We start from the raw sequence: 23035 nt of genomic DNA, 5'->3' as shown, positions 1-23035 counted from the left end.
GAGAGGGGCAGGAGGGGCCTTGGCGGTAACGGCAAGAGGGGCGCGGCGGTCATCTGCCGCTTCCCCGCAGCAGATAGTTGGGCCCCGTGACGTAGTGCTTGTTGATGTCCGCGGCGCCGGAGCGCTCCTTGGTGAACAAGGTGCCGGCGGTGACCATCGCCTTGACCGGCAGCCGATCCGCGTCCAGCACCCGCCGCCGCAGCAGTGCGGCGGCGGCACCGGGCCGGGTGACGGCGAGCCGGTCGACGGCGTCGGTGAGCCGGTCGCGCAGCCGCCGCAGCAGGGTGTCGAGCGGGGCCCGGCCGAGGCGGGCGAGTTCGAAGACGGGGGCGGCGGCGCACAGATGGACGGTGATGGTGGTGAACACATCGGCCACCGGCCCGTCGCCGGAGGTCAGGATTCTGCGGTCGTCGAAGCCGCACAGGTCGGCGGCCACCCCTCCGCCGACCATGGCGGCGAGCCGTATCGCGTGGACGCGGGGGCCGTCGTGGTCCTTGATGAGCAGCCGCAGCCGGGGCACGGCACCGGCGTCGTCACCGCCGCCCCCGCCGCCGCCCTCGAAGACCAGCGAGATGTTCTGCTGATGGGACTCCAGCGCGATGCCGTACGCGAAGAGGGTGGTGTGGAAGTCGAACAGCAGGGTGAGGTAGTCGTCGAGCAGGGCGAGGACGTCCCCGCCGTAGTGGCGCTCGGCGAGCCCGTCGATGACGAGCGTGCCGTCCGGGGCGGCGGCGAGCAGCCCGGCCAGCGGCACGACCGTGGCGTTCTCCAGACCGGGCGGGTAGCGGCGCACGAGCGTGGCCAGCAGCTCGTGTCCGGCGTGGAGGTGGGTGGTCTCGTCGGCGAGCAGCACGGTCGCGCCGAATCGCGGCTCGCGCGCGATCACCGCCTCCACCAGGCGCTGCGCCACCTCGCCGTCGATCAGCGTGCCGGGTTTGACCGACCGCCGGTTGCGCATCCCCAGCGTGGAGGTGGTGAGCGGCAGTTTGAGGTGGACGAGAGGGTCGTCGGCGACGGCCACGGTCCGCATGGAGAGGGTGGGCCGTACGTCCAGCAGAGGGCGGTCCGCGAGCCGGGCTTCGCTCTCGAGCCCGACCGCCCGGAGCGCGGCCTCCAGCGGGCGGCCGACGGTGAGCGGATGCACGGGGAAGGCCAGCCGCTCGTCGGAGGACCGCCCGCTTCCGAGGCCGAGCTGAGCGGGCGTTGGCCACCAGTCGGGCAGCCGCGCCGGGTCGCCGCCCACCGCCTCGCGGGGGAGGACGAGCCAGCGCAGCGGGAAGGCGGGGGCGAACTCGGGTGCATGAGCGCGTAATTGGCTCTCGGTGAAGACGGCCCGGCCGCGGCTGGTCGGATAGACCGGGTGGTCCCGGAAGGCGGCGAGTGTGTCGTACGCGACCGCCCCGGGCATCCCCGTCCATCGCCCCTCGCCGTGGCGCGCGCCCAGCTCGGCGACGACGGCGGGCCGGATGCGGGTGTGCAGCCGCATGGCGTCGAGGGCCTGTCGGCACTCGGTCACGAAGACGTCGTACAGCGGCCGGTCCTCGTCCGGCACGGCGGCCCGCAGGCGCGCGAGGACGGGGGCGAGACCGGTGAGCGGCCGTTCGGCCGGGGCACGGTCCCTGGACTCGCTGGCCGGGCCGGGCGCGGACGGCGGCTCGGCGGGGGCCGGTTCGGCGCAGGCCGGTTCGGCGCAGGCCGGTTCAGCCGGGGCCGGTTCAGCCGGGGACCGTTCGGCACCGCCCGGTTCGGCGTCCACCCGATCAGCACCGCCCGGTTCGGCATCGGCGCGATCGGCATCGGCCGGTTCGGCGGAGGTCCGTTCGGCATCGCCCGGGGAGGCCGGAGTCCGCTCGGCGTCAACCCGCTCGGCCAAAGTCCGCTCGGCATCAGCCCGTTCGGCCAGGGTCCATTCGGCAGTCGCGGGAGCGCACAACCGCAGGGGCCGGCGACGGGCACGGATGTCGCACTGGAAGCCCTCGGGTTCCACCGGCAGCAGCACGCTTTCGCCCCCCTCGAGCGCGATGCGCAGCCAGTCGCCGTCGGCGCGCCGTTCCGGGGTGGCGCGGCTGCGCAGCTTGTAGGCGTCCTCTCGGAGGAGCGTGTCGAGCACCCGTCCGAGAAGCTCCGCTTCCTCTGTCACACGATCTCCCATCGGTGGGCCGCGAGGAACTGCGCCACCGCCGCGTCGATCCGCCCCTGGTCGGTGCCGGTGGCCCGGAGCACACCGAGGAAGTCCCGATTGGTGCGGTGGAGCGGATGTTCCTCGCCGACCCCGCGCAACGGCCGGTAGTCCAGTCGTACGCCGTCGCGCTCGGTCACGCTCGCCGGAGGGGCGGAGGCGAGCCGCCCGGCGCGGTCGGCCAGGACGTACTCCATGCGAACCCTGCCGTCGGTGCGCGCGCCGAGGTCGTCCGGCAGCGGCTCGCCCAGGTGCGTACGGAGGATGTACTCGAAGAGGGGGATGCCGAGGAGTTCGGCGAGGACGAGGTCGCACTGGTCGCCTATGGCACGGTAGTTGACCTCGATGAGGCGGGCCCGGTCACCCTGGACGACGTACTCGGTGTGGCACACGCCGAAGCCGACGCCCAGCGCGCGCAGCTGCGCCAGCACCTGATCGGTGTGCGGCTGCGGCGGCGGGGCGGGCAGCAGGTGCAGCCGTTCCTCGATGAAGTGCGGGGGCGGCGAGAGCTCGGTGCGGAAGCCGCCGAGGACATGCAGGGTGCGGCCGTCGCCGAGGGTTTCGAGGGTGCGCAGCTCGCCGTCCAGGAACTCCTCGACGACCAGGGCCGCTCCGGGCCGCCGGGCCCGTATCTCGACGCTGCGCCGGACGAGTTCGTCGGCGTCGGCGACGAGGACGACGTCCTCGCTGGCCACGCCCTCTCGCGGTTTGACCACGCAGGGGTAGGGCGCGTCGAGTCCGGCGAGGGTGGCGGGTTTCTGTCCGGTGGCGAGTTCGGCGGACCAGACGGGGTCTGCGGACCAGAGAGGGTCGGCGGCGTCCGGGCCCGCGGCGGCGAGGGCGCGGCGCAGCTCGGCCTTGTTCTTGGTGCGCAGCGCGGCGCGCCAGTCCTTGCCCGGGAGGCCGAAGTACTCGGCGGCGAGGGCGGCCTGGGTCTGGAGGTGGTCGCTGTTGGTGAAGACGGCGTCGGGGCGACCGTCGGCGGCGATACGGCTGATGACCTCGGCGAAGTCCCGTACGTCGCAGGGGACGATGTCGAGCGCGGGGAACGCGTGGCCCTGTCGTCCGTAGGCGCGTTCATGGGCCTCGGGCTGGTCGGTGAGCAGGGTGACCGCCAGGCCGAGCCGGGCCGCCGCGGGGAGGAAGCCCTCGGTGACGGAGTCGGTGGGGTTGAGGGCCAGGAGGTGGAGCCGAGGCGGCGGCGGGGCGGGGGCGGCTTGGGCCGCCTGGGCGGCTGAAGGGGCCGAGACCGGGGCGGCCGAGGAGCCCCCGAGGGCAGGGGAGGAGGACGGCCGAGACGCCGCGTCGAGATCATTCTCGTTCACGGCCCGAGATTAGGTTAGGCATGCCTAAGACCGCTAATTCGACGTGCCAGTCCGCCCGTTTGGCCCTGATTAGCCGTCAACAACCGTCAACGGTCGGCATCAACGGCCCAGCCCGATCCGGCGATGACGGACGCGGCGCGCGGCGAGCCGCTCACCCGGGTCCTGGGCGCGGAGAGCGGCGAGTTCGGCACCGAGGAGATGGCCCAGGCGGCCGAGAAAGGCGTCGGGGGCGCGGGAGGCGTCCCCGGCTCGGGAGGCCTCCGGGGCCCCGGAGGCGCCCTCGACCTGGGAAGCGTCCCCGGCCCGAGAGCCGTCCCCGGAGTCGGAGGCATCCTCTTCCACAATGCGGTCGACGATGCCCTGGGCGAGGAGGTCGGCGGAGCGTACGCCCTGGCGGGCGGCGACCTCGTACGCCCGCTCCGTCGTGCGGTGGAGGATCGCGGACGCGCCCTCCGGCGGGAGGGGCGACAGCCAGGCGTGGCGCGCGGCCACGACCCGGTCGGCGGGCAGCAGCGCGAGCGCGGCGCCGCCGGCGCCCTGGCCGAGCAGCAGGCAGAGGGTGGGCGCGGGCAGGGTCACCATGTCGGCGAGGCACCGCGCTATCTCCGCCGCGAGCCCGCCCTCCTCGGCCTCACGGCTGAGCGCGGCGCCCGCGGTGTCGATGACGGTGAGCAGCGGCAGCCCTAGTTCGGCGGCGATGTGCATCCCGCGCCGCGCGGTCCGCAGCCCCGCCGGGCCCAGCGCCTGCCCCTCCCCCGGCCCCTCGGCCGTATCGCCTTTGCGGGCGCTGCGCCGGTTGTGGCCGAGGACGACGCAGGGCGTCCCGCCGACCCGGGCGAGCGCGAGCAACAACCCGGGATCATGCTCCCCGGCCCCCGTACCGCTGAGCGGACTCACATCCTCGGCGGCAACCCGCAACAGATCCCGCACCCCGGGCCGCTCGGCCCGCCGCGAAGCCCGTATCGACACCTCCGCCGACGGCACCTCCGCCGACGGCACCACGGCCTCCGGCCCCGCGCCGTCGGATGCCCCGGCGAGGGCGGCGACCCCGGCCTGATCGTGGGCGGCCCCCACGCCCCCGGCGACCCCTGCCGCCTCCGGCGTGGCGGCGCCATCTGCGCCCCGCTCAGCACTGCGCCCGCCAGGCGCGACGTACCCGTGGACGGCGGACGAGGGCCCGGCCTCCGCGTCCCACCGACCCTCGACACCCCTGCCCTCGGTCGTCTCGCCGCGTGCGGCGGTTCCCTTCGGCTCCGTGGCGTCGGCGCCACCCGCGCCGCCACGCCGACTGCCGGACACGGCTGACGGGCCGCCCCCGGCCGACGAACCCCCGCGCCGCTCCGGTGTCCCGCCGGGCGCGTCACCCGGCGCACCGGGGTCGGGCGTGGGCTCGGTGGATGCCCCGCCTGCGTCCCCCGGCTGACCGGGGGCGGTCGCCGCCGGGGCCGCCCCGGGCCCGGCGGCCGGGGCGGGGGCGGGGGCCGGGGCGGGGGCGGGCGCGGTGTCGCCCGCGCAGAGGACCCTCAATACTCGGGCGGCCACGCCCGACAGGCGGCTCAGCGGGAGGACCGCGTCGATCAGGCCGTGGTTCATCAGGTTCTCGGCGTTCTGCACGCCGGGCGGAAACTCCTCCCCGTACAGGGCCTCGTGCACCCGCGGGCCCATGAAGCCGATCAGGGCGCCCGGCTCGGCGGCGGTGACATGGCCGAGGGAGCCCCAGGAGGCGAGGACGCCGCCGGTCGTGGGGTGGCGGAGGTGGACGAGATACGGCAGGCCCGCCGCCTTGTGGTCGGTGATCGCCGCGGCCACCTTCACCATCTGCAGAAACGCGACCGTGCCCTCCTGCATCCGGGTGCCGCCCGACGCCGGGGCGGCGAGCAGGGGCAACCGCTCCGCCGTGGCCCGCTCCACGGCCCGTACCAGCCGCTCCCCCGCGGCGACCCCTATCGAACCGGCCAGGAAGCGGAACTCGCAGGCGACCAGCGCCACCCTGCGCCCCTCGATACGGCCCTCACCGGTGATGACCGACTCGTCCAGCCCGGTGCGCTCACGTGCCCGCTCCAGGTCGGCCCGGTAGTCGGGGTCGTCCGTGGTGATCGCCACCGGTTCGTCCCAGCCGTGCCAGCTGCCGGGGTCGACGATGGCCTCGATCAGCTCACGGGCCGAGGCGCGGGCGGCGCCACGGGAGGCGCCCGAGCCGCCGGAGGAGTTCGTTGCGGTCATATGTGTCACCCTTCCACGCCACCGACCCCCCGCAATCATCGGCGATCACCTCGGGTGCCCCCGGAACCGGCCCAGTCTCAGCTCTGCCTGAGCTGCTCCTTAACGGCGCCATAAGACCGGCGAGGGAGCCGTTGGGCGGGGCTAGCGTGCTGCGCGTCACCCCCCAACCGCATCACCCCCCCCAACAGCGTGACCCCCCAACCGCATCACCCCCCAACCGCGTGACCTCCCAGCGCGCCCCCCACCGAAGGAGTCCCCGACGATGACCGCTCGTGCGACCGCTCACCGCAGAACCGCCCGGCTCGCCGTACTCGGCGTGGTGCCGCTCGCCCTCACCGCGCTGAACGCCGACCCGGCCACCGCCCACGGTTCGATGCAGGACCCGGTCAGCCGGGTGTCGGCGTGTTTCGCGGAGGGGCCGGAGAGCCCGGACTCGGCGGCCTGCAAGGCGGCCGTCCAGGCGGGCGGCACCCAGGCGCTCTACGACTGGAACGAGGTCAACATCCCGGACGCCGCCGGGCGCCACAAGGAGATCATCCCGGACGGAAAGCTGTGCAGCGCGGGCCGCGACAAGTACAAGGGCCTGGACCTGCCGCGCGCCGACTGGCCCGCCACCGCCATGACGGCCGGTGAGCACACCTTCACCTACCGGGCCACCGCGCCCCACCGGGGCAGCTTCGAGCTGTACGTCACCAAGGACGGATACGACCCGACGAAGCCGCTGACCTGGGCGGACCTGGAGTCGGAGCCGTTCGCCAAGGTCACCGATCCCACGCTGAAGGACGGGAGTTACGTCTTCACGGGGAACGTCCCCGACAAGTCGGGCCGCCATCTGATCTACAGCGTCTGGCAGCGCTCGGACAGCCCGGAGGCGTTCTACACCTGCTCGGACGTGACCTTCGGCGGAGGCGGGAACGGGGCCGGGGCCGCGACGGCCAAGGGCGCCGGGACGAGCGCGAGTTCCGCACCGACCGCCGCCGCGCCCAATGACGCACAGATAGCGGAGGGCGCCGAGAAGTCGACCGTCGATCACCACGGCCACGGCGGTGACGACGGCCCCGAGGCCAACCACCAGCCGAAGGCGGCGGACGAGAAGAGCACGGAGGCGAACCAGCCCGAGGCCAAGAGCGCCAAGGTCATGGCCTCGGACGCCGAACCGCAGGACGGCAGCGCCGCCGACGGGCAGCGTCTCGCCGAGACCGGGGGCGACGGGTCCACCGCCCCCATGGCCATCGGCGGCGCCGCGGTCCTCGCCGCCGGCGCGGCCGTGCTGTTCGCCGCGGCCAACCGCCGCAAGGCCGTACGCCGCGGCCGCGGCTGAGGCCCTGGGTGTGTTGTCCCGTCACCAACGTGCCGGGACAACACGACCAGGTCGCCGCTGACGCCGTAGTCGTCCGCGGCCGATCGGACGGAGTCGGTTCCGGGGAGGATGACGGCACACCCGGGACCGGCTCGCCTACGCGTCGGCCGTCCGCGCGGACGCCACGTGCCAGGCAGCGAGGGCGGCGTCCGCCGCGGCATGCAGATCCCGGGCGGGCGTGCCGTCGCACACTTGCGTGGAGACGCCGAGCAGGAAGCCGTGGATCATGGATGTGAAACCGTCCACGTCGGTTTCCTCGGCGAGTTCTCCCGTCGCGATGCCACGCACGACGCACTCTCTGATACGTGCCCGGTCCGTCGCACGGCGCGCCGCGATTGTCCGGCGCACTGCGGCTTCGTCGTCACCGGGGGCCCGGACGGTACCCGACAGGGCTACGAGGCAGCCGCGCGGGTGGGAGGTGTCGGTCTGCATGTCGATGGATCCGTGCAGCATCCGGGCGACGGCCTCGCGCGGGCTCAGAGCTTCGTCTCCGATGACGTCGGTGACGCTGCCCGGCCCGGCGATGTAGTGCTCAACCACCCGCTCGAACAGACCCTGTTTCGAACCGAACGCACCGTACAGGCTTGCCGAGGACAGGCCGGTGCCCTCCCGGAGCTGGGCCATCGATGTCGCTTCATAGCCCTGCTCCCAGAACAGCCGCATCGCGGCTTCCAGGACGCCCTCGGTAACGAAGGCGCGGGGGCGGCCGGCGGGGGACACGGCATACCTCCTCCATAAAGGAACGATCAATCCAGTTTAGCGGGCGGGGACGCCGTGTCCCCACTCGGCCGACGGCGTGGGCCAGGGGCGCCAGCGGCCGGAGCCGTCGACGGTTCCCAGCTGCTGGTCGGCGAAGTGGACACCGAAGCCGTAGACCCCGTCCCGAGCCAGGTAGTCCACGAGCCGGCGCCGGGACCGTTCGGCCTCGTTCCGGTCGGTGTCCAGGACCACTTCCCAGTCCGGGTGCTGGACCTGGACCGGTGAGTGCATGGCGTCGCCGAAGGCCACGACCTCCCGGCCGTCGCCGGTGTCGAGGATCCAGGCGGTGTGCCCGGGGGTGTGCCCGGGGAGGGACCACGCGCGGACGCCGTCGGCGATCTCGGTTCCGTCGGTCACGACCACGGTGCGTTCGTCCTGGCCGGCCAGTATCGGGCCGGTCCCGGGCGGAACGCTCTCCAGCTCGCCCTTCCCGACCATCCAGCGCGCTTTCGTGAAGAGGCTCCGCGGATCCTCGACCGCGTCGGTCCTGGCCCACCCGGTGTGGTCGCCGTGGAAGTGGGTGAAGGCCACTGTCTCCAGCTCGGCCGGGTCCACGCCGAGGGCCGCCAGTGACTCGGGCAGGTCCCGCACATGGCCGAAGGCGTGCTGGAAGTGCTCCGGGTCCTCGCCCGATATGCGGCCATGGCCGGCGTCGATGAGCAGGCGGGTGCCGCCCCGCTCGACGAGCAGCGCCCCGCATCCCATGGGCAGATGGCCCGCCTCGGTCATGTGCGTGCGGTGCGCGTGCCAGTCCTCCTCGACGGAGGCCGGGTAGACCCGGGTCGGGATCATGTCGACGCCCGCGTCGGGAACGTAGCTCAAGGTGAGTTCACCCAGGGTGCGTGTCCAGATGGCAGGGAGCCGGAATCCCGAGTCGTCGCCGTCCTCGACGCTTTTCGTCGTGGTGTGCTGCTCATGCGTTGCCACGGAGCCGTGCCTTTCGTGTTCGTGGGTGCCGTACGTGGTGGTGGGTGGTCCGCTCACGCGGCGACCACGCGGACCGGATGGCCCGCGGCGTACGCGATGATGTCCTCGATCGCGTCGGAGTAGAAGACGTCGTAGGTGCCCGCGGTGACGTAGCCCAGATGCGGGGTGAGCACCGTGCGCGGGGCCGTGCGCCACGGCGAGTCGGCCGGGAGGGGCTCGGTGGAGTGGACGTCCAGACCGGCTCCGCCGATGGCCCCGGCGTGCAGGGCCGCGAGCAGCGCCTCCTCGTCCACGACGGGTGCGCGCGAGGTGTTGACCAGCAGCGAGTCCGGTCGCATGAGCGCGAGGTCGTCGCGGCCCAGGAGTCCGGTGGTGCGGGCGGAGAGCTTGAGGTGGATCGTCACCACGTCGGACGTGGCCAGCAGTTCCCGCTTGTCGACCGGGGTGACCCCGACGGCACGGGCGTGCTCGGCGTCGAGCTGGGCGCTCCAGGCGACGACGTCCATGCCGAAGGCGAGCCCCACGCGGGCCACCCGGGTGCCCACGCCGCCGAGCCCGATGACGCCGAGGCGGGCGCCGTGCAGATCGCGCCCGACGGTCCGCTGCCAGGCACCCCCGCGTACGCCGCGGTCCTCGGCGGGAATGGAGCGGGCAAGGGCGTGGATCAGGCCCCAGGTGAGCTCGGCCGTCGATGTCAGCCCCGCCCCACGGGTACCCGCCACCACGATTCCGCGCCGCCGGGCCGCGGCCACGTCGATGGCCGTGTTGGCCGGGCCCGTCGTCACCAGCAGGCGCAGGTGCGGCAGCCTGTCGATGACCGCGGCCGGGAACGCGGTGCGCTCCCGCATGGCCACGATGACGTCGAACGGCTCCAGCGCGGCGATCACGTCCTCGGAACCGCCCAGGGGCTCGGTGAAGACCCTGAGGTGCGCGCCGTCCGGCAGGGTGCCCCAGTCGGCGTACCCGCGCGCGACTCCCTGGTAGTCGTCGAGGATCGCCACTCGGTGGATCTCAGGCACGGCCGACCTCCTCACGGCACGAGCTCACACGGCCCGCTCCTACCGGGTGACGCACGGCCGCCGACGGGGCGGCCGGCGGTTCGGCGGGGCTGGGGTGGACCAGCTCCAGAATCCAGATGCCGGCTCCGGCCAGTGCGATGACCAGGCCGAGCCCGCACACGCCCGGCCACCCCACGAACTGGTACAGCGCCGCGGTCAGCGCCGAGGCGACGGTGGCCCCGGCGAACGCGGACACCATGAGGGCCGTCGTCACGCGGCTCCGTGCGTGCGGGGCCCGGCGGTAGATCGCACTCTGGTGGCTGATCAACAGGGACTGCTGGGCAAGGTTGAGCACGATGATGCCGACGGTCAACGCGATCAGGCCGCTCGGCCCGCCCACGCCGGCGATGGCGAGCACGGGCCAGCTGACCGCCAGCAGGACCAGTCCGCCCGTGGTCACCCGACGGCCGTGTCCGCGGTCGGCGAGCCGGCCGGCCCTCGCCGCAGCGGCGGCTCCGACGACCCCGGCCAGGCCGAACAGGCCGATGACGGCGGGGCCGAACTCGTACGGCGGGCCGGCCAGCAGGAACGACGACGCGGTCCACAGGACGGTGAAACAGCCCATGCCGACCGCCGCCAGGGCCATGCGCCTGCGCAGCAGCGATTCGCCGCGAACCAGCGCAAGCACCGAGCGCAGCAGCTGGCGATAGGTGCTGCTCTCCGGCCGCGGGACAGGGCGCAGGACCAGGCGCAGGGTGACCGCCAGGGCCGCCATCAGGACCGCGGCGAAGACGAACACCAGCTGCCAGTCACCGATCTGGGCGAGCACCCCGGCGACGGTACGCGCGACCATGATCCCGATCAGCAGCCCGCTCATCACCGTGCCCACCGCCGACCCGCGCTGGTGATCCGGCGCCAGTGACGTGGCCATGGGCACCACGATCTGCGCCACCGCGGAGGTCGCCCCGACCACGGCGATCGCGGCGAGCAGCAGCCCCAGCGACGGGGACGCCGCCGCACCGAGGAGCGCGAGGGCGCTCAGGCCCAGCAGCACGGTCACCAGACGGCGCCGTTCCAGTACGTCCCCCAGGGGCACCAGCAGTGCCAGCGAGAGCGCGTAGCCGACCTGCGAGACGGTGATCACCAGGCCGCCGGCCCCCTGGGACACCCCGAGCGCCCGCGATATCACGGGCATCAATGGCTGGGCGTAGTAGATGTTCGCCACCGCCGCGCCACACACCACGGCCAGCAGCAGCACCGTCGCCCGGCTCAGGGTCGGAGGGCCGGTACCGGGCTCGTCAGCGGGCGCTGTGCGAGGGCGGGCCGCATCGCTCGCGACGAATTGTGGATCGTTCATGCCGTAATTCGTACTCCGGCATCGCGTGACCGTCAACGAATTACGGATCGTACGATCCAAATGTGGGGCAGGTCACCTCCCGGCCACACTCGCGGCCGGGCACGGCTCTCTTCGCGCCCCTCGCCATCACTCCAGCGCGGTGACTACGCCTCCTCGGCCAGCGCCGCGTCCAGGGCCGCCGTCAGCCGCCGGACCCGCGCCTGCAGATCCACCGCCTCCTCCAGACCGAGGCCGCTGGCCTCGATCGCCGCCAGGGGTACGCCCTGGGCGCGCCCCTTCAGCGCCGCCCCCTCCGCCGTCAGCCGGACCGTCACCGAGCGCTCGTCGTGTGCGCTGCGCTCGCGCTGGACGAGTCCGGCCGACTGCATCCGCTTGAGCAGCGGCGAGAGGGTACCCGAGTCCAGCCGCAGGAACTCCCCCAGCCGCTTGACCGGCATCTCCCCGTACTCCCAGAGCACCAGCATGGCCAGGTACTGCGGATAGGTCAGCCCCGTGTCGCTCAGCACCCGGCGGTAGAGACCGTCGAAGGCGCGGGAGGCGGCGTGCAGGGTGAAGCAGAGCTGCCGATCGAGCCGGAGCAGTTCATCGGCGGACGGCGGCTCGGGGTCGGCGCCCTCGGTCGTGGGGTCGGTGGTGCGGTCGGACTGGTGTGACATGTGCCCAGCGTACCCTTTAGTTGTGCACAACTTAATTGTGTGCTGTACTTCTGCTCGAAGGCGGGGCCCCCGAGCCCCCGCCTCACCGACTGCCTGAACACGAAAGAGATGGTCTTCATGGACGCGATCTACACCGCGGTGGCCACTGCCAACGGACGCGACGGCCGGGCCGTGAGCTCCGACGGACAGCTCGACCTGCCGCTCGCCATGCCGCCCGCCCTCGGCGGCAACGGCCAGGGCACCAACCCCGAGCAGCTCTTCGCCGCGGGCTACGCCGCCTGCTTCGCGTCCGCGCTCGGCCTCGTCGGCCGCCAGACCAAGGTCGACACCAAGGACATCTCCGTCACCGCCGAGGTCGGCATCGGCAAGGACGAGGCGGACGGCGGCTTCGGGCTCAAGGTGACGCTGCGCGTCGAGCTGCCGAGCGACCTGGAGAACGAGACCGGCCGCAAGCTGGTCGAGCAGGCGCATCAGGTGTGCCCGTACTCCAAGGCGACGAAGGGCAACCTCGAGGTCGAGCTCGTCGCCGAGTAATCGGACGACGGCCGCTCGTCGCCGGGGCGGTCGAGGGCGGGCTGGTCGCGGCGCGAGGCGGACCAGCCCGACGGGCGACGCGCCCTGCTCGTACGGACCGAGGCAGGGCGCGCCATGACGGGCAAACGTCAGTCGTCCGACGCACAGGTGGTCGGGGTGGCGTGATCCGGATCGAGGGCGTTGACGGCCTCGTGGAAGGCCAGACCGTCGGTCAGCCCGATGGCCAGATGCTCCGAGATGTCGGTCGCGCACAGATCCTGGATCACCACGTTCTTGACGTTCGGACCGGAGAGGAACTGCGCCTGATAGGGGGTCGCGACCTCGTCGTACTTGGTCGCGATGACGGTGTAGCGCACTCCGGGGACGGTGTCGCCGCCCTCGTTGAGGCGCCGCAGGAAGTCCGAGCCGACCACCTGGTCCATCAGCCCCGGGGCGCCCTTGGCGATGAGGTCGCCGACCCCGGGGAAGTAGTCCAGCAGCTTCGTCAGCCCGGACAGGGTGGTGCCGTGGTTGGTGGGGGCGATGCCGACCAGGGCGTTCACCTTCGGCGCGCCACCGAGGAACTTGAGGTAGTAGCGGGGCATCATCCCGCCCTGCGAATGCCCGACCATGTCGACCTTGGCGGCGCCGGTGGCGGCGAGCACCCGGTCCACATGGGTGGAGAGTTGCTTCGCGGACTGGTCGACCGCCCCGAGACCGTGGAAGAACGGCACGGCGGGCAGTTGGCCGTAGTCGAGGGAGAAGACGCAGTAACCCCGCTTGACCAGGTAGGGCGCGAAGCCGAGCCAGTTGTCGACGGAGTTGCCGAGGGTGCCGTGCACCAGGACGACGGGGCGGGGGTGTTGGGCCGAGGGCTTGCAGGAGTAGTCGTTCCAGCCGCTGCTCACCCCCTGCGACGCGGTGTCCGTGGCGAGCGCGGCGGTGGGGGTCGCCGCGGTCGCCGCGACCGCGAGGGCCAGGGCGGGTAGTAAGGTACGGGGCTTGGTCTTCGTGGTCTTCCGGAATCGCCGGATACGCCTCCGGGGCAGCATCACATGAACTCCTCGCTGGTGGGGGAGAGTCGCGCTGACGGTGCGCTTGCGCTGCGCCCTGCGATCCGGATCACAAGAAGTGGTGCGCTCAATCGAAATTACGCGCGAGTAGCAAAGGCATCCAGCCATTCGCCGGTGAAGGAACGTTTACACCCTTTTCACGCGACGTCCAGGAATCCGATGGGCTACGTGACAACCAGGGAACTGGTGGGGTTACCCGACATCCGTGGTGCTGGCGAGGTTACGCGACGTCGAGGAGTCCGGCGGGGCCACGCCACGCCCAGGAATCCGGCGACGCTATGCGACGTCGAGGAATCCGGCGGGCCGGACCGCGGAGATGCCGAAGCGGGCCCGGGCCCGGTCGGCGGCGGCCTCCAGGCGGCGTGACTTCTCGTCCGCGGGGTCGAACGTGAGCTGATGGGAGGCGAGTTCGGCGTCCATCAGCCCCTCGACGCGCAACGCCACGGACCGCACCCGGGCCCGCTGCAGCCCGAGCGCGTCATGCAGCGCGTACGCGGCGGCGGTCAGTGCGGGGGTGTGCGCGGTCGGCTCGGTCAGGGTGCGGGAGCGGGTGGTCGTGGAGCGGTCGGCGTAGCGCACGGTGACGCTGATCGCGGCCGCGACCTGCCCGCTCGTCCGCAGCCGGACACCGAGCCCGTCGGCGAGGGTGAGCAGCGCGCGGCGCCTGCGGACGGGGTCCAACTCGTCGTGACGGAAGCGGTGTTCCGCACCCATCGCACGGGCGGGGGCGTTCGGGGTGACCGGCGCCGGATCGATACCGCGCGCCCACGCGTGGACGCGGCGCGCGGTCGTCGCGCCGAGGATCCGCTGCAGGGTGGACAGCGGCGCGGCGGCGATCCGCGCGGCGCTGTCCAGCCCGTACGCGCTCAGGGTGCGCGCGGTCGCGGGCCCCACCCCGGGCAGGGCGATGGGCGGCTTGCGCGCCAGGAACGCGGCGACGGCGTCCGGGTCGCCGGGAACGGTACGGACGGACCCGGCCGCTTGGCCGGACCCGCCGCCGGACCGGCCGCCCCTGGATGCGGGGGCACCGGACTCCTGGGCCTCCTGGGCGGCCATGCGGGCGAGCAGGGGGTTGGCGGCGACGCCGACGGTGCAGTCCACGCCGTACCGGGCCAGCGCCCGGACCCGTACGATCTCGGCCAGCCCCGCCGCGTCCCGCCCGAAGTACCGCAGCGCACCCCGCACATCCGCGAACGCGGCATCGGGCGGCAGCGCCTCGACGACGGGCGTCAGCTCGCCGAGCAGGGTGAGCAGGCCCTGGTAGACGTCCTCCCCGGGCGCGGGATGAAACCGCACGTACAACACATGCGGCACGTCGTTCTGCTGGCCCGGGCCCGGGGCCCGGCCCCCGCCGCCCCCACCCGCCTCAGCCGAATCCTCGCCCGCCCCAGCCGAGCCCCCGCCGCCCGAGCCTCCGGCCCGGGGCCCGGCCGACGAATCCTCGGCCACGTCGCCCTCTTCGGTCACTCCCCCGACGCCACCCGAGGCCCCCGAGGCCCCTTCGTCCACCCCGCCCTCGGGCGCCGGCGCGGCCGAGCGCGCCTCGGCCAGGTGGCCGGGCGAGGTGGCCCCGGAAGCACGGCGCGGCTGTCGGTCCTTCGGCACGGGCGACTTCGGCGACGCCGCCGCGGGCGGGCACACAACGGCGCCCGCCGGGCGTTCGGCGGAGGCGGCCAAGGTGACGAAGGAGGCCAAGGAGACCACACCACCACGCACCCTGGCCACGGCCGTCGGCGCGACCGGGTGCGTCCCGGCCACAACGGCGGGCAGACGTGCCCCAGCCACGGCACCGGCCGGACGCGCCTCGGCCCCGGCCCCGGGCCGGGTAGTGCCCGGCGGGCGGGGCGAATCGAGCGGATACGCCCCTGCCACGGCACCCGGCAGGGTGCTGCCCGGCGGGCGGACCTGGAGGGGGTGGCCGAAAATCATCCCGCGCTCCCCGGGCTCGCATGCCACAACTTGCGGCCGGTGGCGGCCTGGTCGCCCGCGGGCTGGAGGTCGGCCCAGGGGTGCATGGCGTAACCGGTGGGCATCTCGATCCGGCGGCCGGAGTCGGAGTCACTGCCGGAATCGGGGCCCGCTTCGCGGCCGGTACCGGAGCCCGCTTCGGCCGTCTCCGGGCCCGCCCCCGCCAGTTCGGCGGCGACCGCTTCGAGGCCGCCCTCCTTCCTGAGCTGGGCCAGTTCGGCGAGGTTCCACACGGCCGAGCCGACGACGCTGAGGCTGCGCGGGCCGCGCCGCTGGACCACGCCGCGTACGAGCAGCAGCCAGGAGTGGAAGACGGTGTGCGCGCACGCCGCGTGGCTGTCGTCGAAGAAGGCGCAGTCGACCAGCCCCGTACCGTCGTCGAGCGTGGTGAAGATGACCCGGCGCCCCGAGCGGATCGGCGGGGTCTGGGTGGCGGCCTTGGCGCCGGCGACGAGCACGACCTCCCCGTGCGGCGCGTCGCGCAGCCGCTTCGCGGGGATCGCGCCCAATTCCTCCAGGAAGTCCCGGTGGTCGCCCATCAGATGGCGGGAGACGTCCATGCCGAGGATGCCGAGTTCGGCGCCGAGGCGTTCGTCCGCGTCGAGGTCGGGAAGCCCGGCGGGGGCGGCGGGGCCGGTTTCGGCCAGCGGAAGCTGACCCTCCGCGTTATGCCGGGCGGCGGTGCCCCGCTGTTGCCGGTGCAGTTCGGCGATCTGCAGCAGCAGATCGCGGCGGCTGGTGCCGAACGCGTCCAACGCGCCGACCTGGGCCAGCCGTTCGGCGACCGGCCGCCCGGGGTGGGCGCGCAGCCACAGGTCCTGGAGCGAGGAGTAGGGCTGTCCGGCCGCGATCCGCTCGGTCTCGGCCTCGCTGATGCCGTGGACGTCGCTCAGCGCCAGCCGGACGCCGATGCTGTCTCCGCTCCCCTTGCTGTGCCTGTCCTCCTCGTTGTGCCCGTTCCCCTTGCTGTGCCTGTCCTCCTCATCGCGTCCGCCCCGAGAATCACCAGACGTCAGTTCGATTCGATAGGCGGCGCCCGACCGGTTCACATCCAGCGGCAGGATCGGCACCCCGCGCCGCCGCGCGTCCGCCAGCAGCAGCCGCTTCGGGTACATCCCGGGGTCATGGGTGAGCAGCCCGGCGTAGAAGGCGGCCGGATGGTGTGCCTTGAGCCAGGCGGACTGATACGTCGGGACCGCGAAGGCGACGGCATGCGCCTTGCAGAAGCCGTACGAGCCGAACGCCTCGACGATCTCCCAGGTGCGCAGCCGTACCTCCGGCGCGTAGCCCCGCTTCTCCGCCTCCGCGTGGAACCAGGCCCGCACCCGCCCCTGCCGCTCGGGATCGGACAGCGCGCGCCGCGCCTCGTCGGCGAGGTCCCGTTCACATCCGGTCATGATCGACACGATCTTGATGATCTGCTCGTGGAAGACCACGACCCCGTGGGTCTCGCGCAGCGCGTCCTCCAGGTCCGGATGCGGATAGCGCGCGGGCTTGCGGCCGTGCCGGGCGTCGATGAAGGGCCGGACCATGTCGGCGGCGACCGGACCCGGCCGGAAGAGCGATATGTCGACCACGAGATCGTGGAAGGAGGTGGGCTGCAGCCGGCCAAGGAGATCGCGCTGACCGGGCGATTCGATCTGGAAGCAGCCGAGCGTCTCGGTGGAGCGGATCAGGTCGTAGGTGGCCGGATCGCCGGGCCGGACCTGCCCGGGGTCGTCGATGTCCACGACCCGCCCGGTGGTCCGCCGGATCTCCGCGACCGCGTGCGCCATCGCGGACTGCATCCGCACCCCGAGGACATCGAGCTTGAGCAGTCCGAGCTCCTCCACGTCGTCCTTGTCGAACTGCGACATGGGAAAGCCCTCGCCGCTGGTCGGCACGATGGGCGTACGGGCCAGCAGCCCGGCGTCCGAGAGCAGCACGCCGCAGGGGTGCATGGCGATGCCACGGGGCAGCCCGTCGAGCGCCTCGACCAGGTCCCAGAGCTTGCCGAAACGTTCCTGCTCGGCAGCGACCGCCCGTAGCTCGGGCAGTTCCGCGAGCGCCGCGCGCGCATCGCGGGCGCGGATGTGCGGGAAGGACTTGGCGAGCCGGTCCACCTCGGCCGGGTCCATGCCGAGCGCCGCACCCACGTCCCGTACGGCATGGCGCACCCGGTAGGTCTCCGGCATCGAGACGGTCGCGACCCGCTCCGCCCCGAACCGCTCGAAGATCGCGCGATAGACGTCGAGCCGGCGCGCGGACTCCACATCGATGTCGATATCGGGCAGCGCGGCGCGCCGCACCGACAGGAAGCGCTCCATCAGCAGGCCGCCCGCCACCGGGTCGGCGTGGCTGATGCCCAGCAGATGGTTGACGAACGACCCGGCGCCGGAACCACGGGCGGCCACTCGGATGCCGAGCTCCCGGGTGTCGTCGACGACCTGCGCGACGGTGAGGAAGTACGAGGCGAAGCCGAGCCGTTCGATGGTGCGCAGCTCGTCCTCGAGCCGCTCCCAGCGCACCCGGTCCCGGTCGTACCCCCGCAGCACCATGGCGGCGGCGCAGCGCGACCGCAGCACCCGCTCGGCGCTCCGCCGCCCGGCCCCGACCAGCCGGGGCTCGGGGAAGTGGATGCTGCCCAGGCCGATGTGGTCCTCGGGGTCGACCAGACACGCGGCGGCGGTGCGCCGGGTCTCCTCCAGCAGGCCGTGCGCGGCGTCCCGCCGCATCCCGGCCGCCTCCACGATCCGCTCGGCCGCCTTCGCCATGTCCCGGGGCCCCTTGAGCCAGCGCTCACCGCTGTCGAGCGCCCCGGGGGTGCGCGGGTCGATGGGGACGAGCCGGCGGGCCGCGTCCAGGACATCGGCGACCGGCCCCTCCCCCGGGTCGGCGTAACGGGCGGCGTTGCTCAGGACGGCCGGGATGCCCTGGTCGGCGGCGAAGCCGACGGTACGGGCGGCGAGCCGCAGCGAGCCCGGGCCGGTGCCGGTGCGGTCGTGCCATACGGCTTCCAGCCGCAGCGCGTCGCCGAAGAGTTCACGCCAGGGGGCGATCAGCCGCGCGGCCCGGTCGGGGCGCCCGGCGGCCAGGGCCCGGCCGACGTCGGAGTCCGGGCCGAGCAGCACGGTCAGCGGGGCGAGCGCGCCGGGGTCGCTCACCAGGTCGCGCCAGTGCAGCAGGGGCGGCCCGTCGCCGTTCGTCCGGGCGGATCCGGAGTGGGTGAGCCCCGCGTGGGCGGCGGAAACCAGCCCGCACAGCGCGGCCCAGCCGGCCGCGCCGTCCCGGGCGAGAAAGACCGCCCGGGGGGTGGACTCGTCGATGAACGCCCCGCCGCGCACCGGCGTACGGCGCCGAACGGTGCGCCCCGGCTCCGGGTCCTCCCTCCGTACGGCGAGGTCCACCCCGAAGAGCGGCCGCACCCCCGCGCGCTCGCACGCCCGGGCGAACCGCACCGCTCCGGCGAGGCTGTCGCGGTCGGTCAGCGCGATCGCGTCCATACCGCGCTCGGCGGCACGCTGCGCCAGCCGCTCCGGGTGTGCGGCCCCGTACCGCATGGAGAACCCGGACGCGGTGTGCAGATGCGTGAAGCCTGGCATCCGCACCTCCCGCTGCTCACACCCCCTGACCGACCCTGCTTGTCCCACGCCCCACCATAACCCCATTCTCGAACAAGCGTGCGAGTCGGTTCGATCGCGCTCCCTCTCTCCACCATAAGCACCTAAAACGCCCTTTAATCCCGCGTGTCGCCTTGCGAACGCGACGCGCGGAAGCCGGTCGGTCGAATCCATGGGCCGGCCACCGGCCCGCGCGTATGCTGATCACCATGACGGAGGGATCCCTGCTCGATCTGCTACGGGAGCAGCGCACCGGCGCGCTCGTCACCCTCAAGCGTGATGGACGGCCGCAGCTGTCCAATGTCGCCTTCACCTATGCCCCCGCGACGCGCCTCATCCGGATCTCGGTCACCGATGACCGCGCCAAGACCCGCAATCTGCGCCGCGATCCGCGCGCGAGTTTCTACGTCACCAGCGGGGACCACTCCTCCTATCTGGTGACCGAGGGCGACGCCGAGCTGACGCCGGTCGCCGCCGACCCCCATGACGCCACCGCCGATGAGCTGGTGGAGGTCTACCGCGCGATCCAGGGCGACCATCCGGACTGGCAGGAGTTCCGCACCGCGATGGTGGCCGAGCGGCGGCTGGTGCTGCGGTTGCGCGTGGGGCGCGGCTATGGCTGGGGCCGGCAGGCCGGGGCCCTGAGTGGAGAGCTGGGCTAGAGCGGCCACCACCGGTCAGCTTGCCCTGGCAGGTTCTCGCTCTGGCGGGGCATGCGGCAGCCCTCGCCCCAGAGGCATCATGGACATCGCCCGGGATTGCCCATTTGAGCGTCCTTGAATCGATTTGAGCGCATCGGGCACCTCGCTGAGCACGCCCTCCACCGGGGGCGCGAAACGGCGCCGGGGTCCTCCGAGGGGCGCAACGGCGCGCCGTCGCGCACCCGGTCGCCACGCGGCGTTCCGCGCCCGGCCATCTCCCGCACGCGACAATAAGCCACCGAACGACTACTTGTAGCGACCGGAAGTGCTCGATCGACGTGCGTTCCTGACGCGCACCGCGTAAGACTCCGTCCGGTATCTGCAACGACGAGCAAGGGAGTGTTCGAAATGCGGAAGACTACTGGGGCGATCGGGCTCGGAGCCGCTCTGGCCGTGAGCGCCGTGCTGGGGATCGGCACGAGCGGCACGGCGAGCGCCCAGCCCGCCAAGCCGCAGAGCCTGTACCCGCCCTCCGCACTGGTCCTCACCGTCGGCTGGGGGGCCGACGGGGCCACGACCGAGGTCCAGCGAGCGGTGACACTGAGCTGTCGCCCCACCGCCACCGGCACCCACCCGGCACCCGCCAAGGCATGCGCCGAACTCCGCTCCGTGGGCGGCACGTTCGGCCAGCTGCGCACCGGCGCGGAGCCCGGCCGGGTGTGCACCAAGGAGTGGCACCCCATCACGGTCACCGCCGAGGGGATCTGGGACGGCCGCCGGGTGTCGTACGAGCACACCTTCGCGAACAACTGCTTCAAGAGCGCGGCCCCGACGATGGTCTTCGAGTTCTGACCGGCTGAACGACCGACGAGTACGGCAATGAGTACGACAGACTGAGCGCAGCAAGGGAAGGCCCCCGGACACCGTCCACGGGTGTCCGGGGGCCTGCTCTTGTTCACACGGGAGCGAAACGCCTCCCAGGTCAGCCGATCTCGGCGCCGAACGCCTGCAGCGCCTCCGGCACCGGCTGGAAGAAGGTCTCGCCGCCCGAGGAGCAGTCACCGCTGCCGCCGGAGGTCAGACCCAGCGCCGTGTCGCCCGCGAAGAGCGCGCCGCCACTGTCGCCGGGCTCGGCGCAGACCGTGGTCTGGATCAGCCCCTCGACCGTCCCCTCCTGGTAGTTGACGGTCGCGTTGAGGCCGGTGACCTCGCCGTCGTGCACCTGAGTGGTGGAGCCGCTGCGCGTCACCTTCTGGCCGACCGTGGCGTCACCGGCCTTGGAGATGGCCTGGGTGCTGCCGTTGTAGAGGTCGACCGCGCTCGGGTGGTCGGTGTCCTTGGTGTACTTGACCAGCCCGTAGTCGTTACCGGGGAAGTCGCTGCCCTCGTTGGTGCCGATCTCCTCGCCGCCCTGCGAGTCCGACCAGCTGCTGATGGCCTCGGTGCAGTGACCGGCGGTCAGGAAGTACGGCTGACCACCCTTGACCACGTTGAAGCCCAGCGAGCAGCGCCCGCCGTTGCCCCAGATGGCGTCGCCACCGGCGATGAAGGTGGAGAACTTACCGGCCGAGCGCTTCACCTCGACCTTGTCGCCCAGCGCGTCGGCGACCTTGTCGAGGGTGGCCATCCGGGCGCCCTTGACGGAGCTGTCCGCGGTGACGACGACCTTGTTGCTTCTGGGGTCCACCGACCACGAGGTGCCGGGGATGGTGGCCTTCTCCTTGAGCGTCTGACGCGCCTCGCTCAGCTCGGCCAGGGTGTGCTTGACGACCTTGACCTCAGCCCCGGCGTCCCGGACCTTGTCCACGACGCCCTTGTTGACCACATTGACGACCAGCTTCTTGGCCTTGGCGTCGTAGTACGCACCCGCCGTGTCGCTCTTGAGCGAGGAGGTGAGGGTGTTGGCGAGCTTTCCGGCGGCGCCGACCGAGAGGGTATCGGGCTGGGTCTCACCGGGGGCGGCGTTGGCGCTCTGCAGGGTGATGCCCGTGGCGACCAGGGCCGCGATGCCGGCTCCGGCTATGGCGACACGACGCTTGGGTATGCGGCGGTGCTTCAAGTCTCTGCCTTCCAGTGGGGGGTTGGGCCCGACGGCAGTGGGGTGCCAGGGCCCGGAGGGCGTAGTGACATGGCGCTTCTCCCCACTCAGGGGCGCGTCCATGCCAAATTGCGCCGCCGAGTATTCCCATCACCACCGGCCGCGCACAAGGGTGCGTTCGCGTCACGGGCGTGAAATTTACCCGGCGGCCTCATGTCCGGACATGGCGGTGCCCGCACACCTTCTGGGTGTACGGGCACCGAATCAGGTATCCGGACGGGCCGTCAAACCGGGCGAATCAACCTCGCGGGATCCCCTGGCGAAAGACCCTCTGGCGAGAGCCCTCTTGACGGATCAGATCGACTCCGGCGGGAGAGGCGGGGTTTCCTTTCACCGGTCCACACCACGCGGCTCCGGCTCGCGCTCGGTGAGCGTCGGCATCGCCTGCCGGGCGGGCTGGGCCGGCTGCGCGGGCGCGGTCTCCCGCTCCGGGGCGGTGGCCGGACCGGCGGCCGGGGCGCCGCCTTCCGCATCGCCCTCCGCCCGGGCCGTGGCCGGGATCTCCTGTGCACCCCGCTCCAGGAAGCGCAGCAGCTCGACCGGGATGGGCAGCACCAGCGTGGAGTTCTTCTCGGCGGCGACCGCCATCACCGTCTGCAGCAGCCGCAACTGGAGGGCCGAGGGGGTGTCGGCCATCTGGGCGGCGGCCTCGGCCAGCTTCCGCGACGCCTGCAGCTCCGCGTCCGCGTTGATGACCCGGGCGCGACGCTCCCGGTCGGCCTCCGCCTGGCGGGCCATCGACCGCTTCATGGTCTCCGGCAGCGACACGTCCTTGATCTCCACCCGGTCGATATGGACGCCCCAGCCGACGGCCGGGCTGTCGATCATGAGCTCGAGGCCCTGGTTGAGCTTCTCCCGGTTGGAGAGCAGATCGTCCAGATCGCTCTTCCCGATGATCGACCGCAACGAGGTCTGGGCCATCTGGGAGACGGCGAAGCGGTAGTCCTCGACCTCGATGAGCGCTTCGGCCGGGTCCACGACCCTGAAGTAGACGACGGCGTCGACCCGCACGGTCACATTGTCCCGGGTGATGCCCTCCTGGGCGGGCACGGGCATCGTCACGATCTGCATATTGACCTTCTGGAGCCGGTCGACCATCGGAGTGATCATGGTGAACCCGGGCCCCCGGATATCCGAGCGCAGCCTCCCGAGCCGGAAGACCACACCCCGCTCGTACTGCTTGACCACCCGGGCCGCGGCCAGCACGCCAAGGGCGCCGAGGCAAGCCAGTACCACTATCAATGTCACGAGCGCATCGACCATCACGGCCACCTGCCGTCCGTATCGTGAACAATGCCCCTCGTGGGGTACATGTCCACGATAGTCCGCTCGTCGGACAGTGGGGAGGGCTGCGGAATG

At 72.6% G+C, this 23035-nt stretch carries 17 protein-coding genes; 4 read left to right on the top strand and 13 right to left on the bottom strand.

All coding sequences use genetic code 11. From position 1 onward, the window contains the following. Window positions 1-49: 49 nt before the first annotated feature. From ACFYOY_RS18375 to ACFYOY_RS18365, 3 genes are all read right to left on the bottom strand, one after another. Complete coding sequence (locus tag ACFYOY_RS18375; RefSeq protein ID WP_388588045.1) at window positions 50-2140, bottom strand: IucA/IucC family protein; 2091 nt, start codon at window positions 2138-2140, stop codon at window positions 50-52. Then, window positions 2137-3360 (bottom strand): ATP-grasp domain-containing protein, encoded by a 1224-nt coding sequence (locus tag ACFYOY_RS18370; protein ID WP_351886383.1) that lies wholly within the window; start codon window positions 3358-3360, stop codon window positions 2137-2139. Before ACFYOY_RS18370 ends, ACFYOY_RS18375 begins: the two co-directional genes overlap by 4 nt. 243 nt (window positions 3361-3603) lie before the next feature. Continuing rightward, a complete protein-coding gene (locus tag ACFYOY_RS18365) occupies window positions 3604-5727 on the bottom strand; it encodes a carboxyl transferase domain-containing protein (protein WP_388588042.1) in 2124 nt (707 codons plus the stop codon). 262 nt (window positions 5728-5989) lie between these two features. On the opposite strand from ACFYOY_RS18365, the gene ACFYOY_RS18360 reads away from it, so the two are divergent. Further along, on the top strand, window positions 5990-7048 hold the full coding sequence (locus tag ACFYOY_RS18360) for a lytic polysaccharide monooxygenase (RefSeq protein WP_351886200.1): 1059 nt from the start codon (window positions 5990-5992) through the stop codon (window positions 7046-7048). A gap of 135 nt (window positions 7049-7183) precedes the next feature. Here the strand turns inward: ACFYOY_RS18360 and ACFYOY_RS18355 are convergent, their stop codons facing one another. From ACFYOY_RS18355 to ACFYOY_RS18335, 5 genes are all read right to left on the bottom strand, one after another. Continuing rightward, complete coding sequence (locus ACFYOY_RS18355; protein WP_388588038.1) at window positions 7184-7807, bottom strand: TetR/AcrR family transcriptional regulator; 624 nt, start codon at window positions 7805-7807, stop codon at window positions 7184-7186. 36 nt (window positions 7808-7843) lie between these two features. Next, entirely contained in the window at window positions 7844-8830 is a 987-nt protein-coding gene (locus tag ACFYOY_RS18350; RefSeq protein ID WP_351886206.1) for an MBL fold metallo-hydrolase, read from the bottom strand. Beyond that, the gene (locus ACFYOY_RS18345) at window positions 8827-9792 is read right to left on the bottom strand and encodes a D-2-hydroxyacid dehydrogenase family protein (RefSeq protein ID WP_388588035.1); all 966 of its coding nucleotides are present in this window, start codon (window positions 9790-9792) and stop codon (window positions 8827-8829) included. Before ACFYOY_RS18345 ends, ACFYOY_RS18350 begins: the two co-directional genes overlap by 4 nt. Then, entirely contained in the window at window positions 9785-11128 is a 1344-nt protein-coding gene (locus ACFYOY_RS18340) for an MFS transporter (protein WP_388588032.1), read from the bottom strand. Before ACFYOY_RS18340 ends, ACFYOY_RS18345 begins: the two co-directional genes overlap by 8 nt. A gap of 143 nt (window positions 11129-11271) precedes the next feature. Beyond that, window positions 11272-11784, bottom strand: a complete 513-nt coding sequence (locus tag ACFYOY_RS18335) for a MarR family transcriptional regulator (protein ID WP_351886214.1) — start codon at window positions 11782-11784, stop codon at window positions 11272-11274. Between the two features lie 117 nt (window positions 11785-11901). Here ACFYOY_RS18335 and ACFYOY_RS18330 point away from each other — a divergent pair, with 117 nt between their 5' ends. Then, a complete protein-coding gene (locus tag ACFYOY_RS18330) occupies window positions 11902-12318 on the top strand; it encodes an organic hydroperoxide resistance protein (protein WP_059147019.1) in 417 nt (138 codons plus the stop codon). Window positions 12319-12446: 128 nt separating this feature from the next. Here ACFYOY_RS18330 and ACFYOY_RS18325 read toward each other — a convergent pair whose 3' ends face one another. The 3 genes from ACFYOY_RS18325 to ACFYOY_RS18315 all read right to left on the bottom strand — a co-directional run bounded on the left by ACFYOY_RS18325 (window position 12447) and on the right by ACFYOY_RS18315 (window position 18919). Continuing rightward, window positions 12447-13349: an alpha/beta fold hydrolase gene (locus ACFYOY_RS18325; protein WP_351886218.1), complete on the bottom strand. Its 903-nt coding sequence runs from the start codon at window positions 13347-13349 to the stop codon at window positions 12447-12449. A 297-nt stretch (window positions 13350-13646) separates the two neighbouring features. Then, window positions 13647-14684 (bottom strand): helix-hairpin-helix domain-containing protein, encoded by a 1038-nt coding sequence (locus tag ACFYOY_RS18320; protein WP_351886386.1) that lies wholly within the window; start codon window positions 14682-14684, stop codon window positions 13647-13649. Between the two features lie 611 nt (window positions 14685-15295). Then, complete coding sequence (locus ACFYOY_RS18315; RefSeq protein WP_351886221.1) at window positions 15296-18919, bottom strand: DNA polymerase III subunit alpha; 3624 nt, start codon at window positions 18917-18919, stop codon at window positions 15296-15298. Window positions 18920-19146: 227 nt separating this feature from the next. Here ACFYOY_RS18315 and ACFYOY_RS18310 point away from each other — a divergent pair, with 227 nt between their 5' ends. Both ACFYOY_RS18310 and ACFYOY_RS18305 read left to right on the top strand, forming a co-directional pair. Further along, on the top strand, window positions 19147-19599 hold the full coding sequence (locus tag ACFYOY_RS18310) for a PPOX class F420-dependent oxidoreductase (protein ID WP_351886224.1): 453 nt from the start codon (window positions 19147-19149) through the stop codon (window positions 19597-19599). A 387-nt stretch (window positions 19600-19986) separates the two neighbouring features. Then, window positions 19987-20430: a subtilase-type protease inhibitor gene (locus ACFYOY_RS18305; protein WP_059146915.1), complete on the top strand. Its 444-nt coding sequence runs from the start codon at window positions 19987-19989 to the stop codon at window positions 20428-20430. A gap of 130 nt (window positions 20431-20560) precedes the next feature. On the opposite strand, the gene ACFYOY_RS18300 is transcribed toward ACFYOY_RS18305, so the two are convergent. Both ACFYOY_RS18300 and ACFYOY_RS18295 read right to left on the bottom strand, forming a co-directional pair. Then, on the bottom strand, window positions 20561-21637 hold the full coding sequence (locus ACFYOY_RS18300) for a S1 family peptidase (protein WP_351886228.1): 1077 nt from the start codon (window positions 21635-21637) through the stop codon (window positions 20561-20563). Between the two features lie 369 nt (window positions 21638-22006). Further along, entirely contained in the window at window positions 22007-22939 is a 933-nt protein-coding gene (locus tag ACFYOY_RS18295; protein WP_351886231.1) for a slipin family protein, read from the bottom strand. Window positions 22940-23035 lie beyond the last annotated feature (96 nt).

Source organism: Streptomyces sp. NPDC007875, assembly GCF_042868035.1.
GTDB lineage: Bacteria > Actinomycetota > Actinomycetes > Streptomycetales > Streptomycetaceae > Streptomyces > Streptomyces antimycoticus.
Note: the sequence above shows the minus strand (reverse complement) of the source record. Positions and strands in the feature narration are given on the sequence as shown.

Coding starts and splice junctions, on each gene's coding strand:
- ACFYOY_RS18310 (WP_351886224.1), top strand. CDS start 19,147: ATGACGGAGGGATCCCTGCTCGATCTGCTACGGGAGCAGCGCACCGGC.
- ACFYOY_RS18365 (WP_388588042.1), bottom strand. CDS start 5,727: ATGACCGCAACGAACTCCTCCGGCGGCTCGGGCGCCTCCCGTGGCGCC.
- ACFYOY_RS18335 (WP_351886214.1), bottom strand. CDS start 11,784: ATGTCACACCAGTCCGACCGCACCACCGACCCCACGACCGAGGGCGCC.
- ACFYOY_RS18330 (WP_059147019.1), top strand. CDS start 11,902: ATGGACGCGATCTACACCGCGGTGGCCACTGCCAACGGACGCGACGGC.
- ACFYOY_RS18305 (WP_059146915.1), top strand. CDS start 19,987: ATGCGGAAGACTACTGGGGCGATCGGGCTCGGAGCCGCTCTGGCCGTG.
- ACFYOY_RS18325 (WP_351886218.1), bottom strand. CDS start 13,349: ATGCTGCCCCGGAGGCGTATCCGGCGATTCCGGAAGACCACGAAGACC.
- ACFYOY_RS18295 (WP_351886231.1), bottom strand. CDS start 22,939: ATGGTCGATGCGCTCGTGACATTGATAGTGGTACTGGCTTGCCTCGGC.
- ACFYOY_RS18315 (WP_351886221.1), bottom strand. CDS start 18,919: ATGCCAGGCTTCACGCATCTGCACACCGCGTCCGGGTTCTCCATGCGG.
- ACFYOY_RS18360 (WP_351886200.1), top strand. CDS start 5,990: ATGACCGCTCGTGCGACCGCTCACCGCAGAACCGCCCGGCTCGCCGTA.
- ACFYOY_RS18340 (WP_388588032.1), bottom strand. CDS start 11,128: ATGAACGATCCACAATTCGTCGCGAGCGATGCGGCCCGCCCTCGCACA.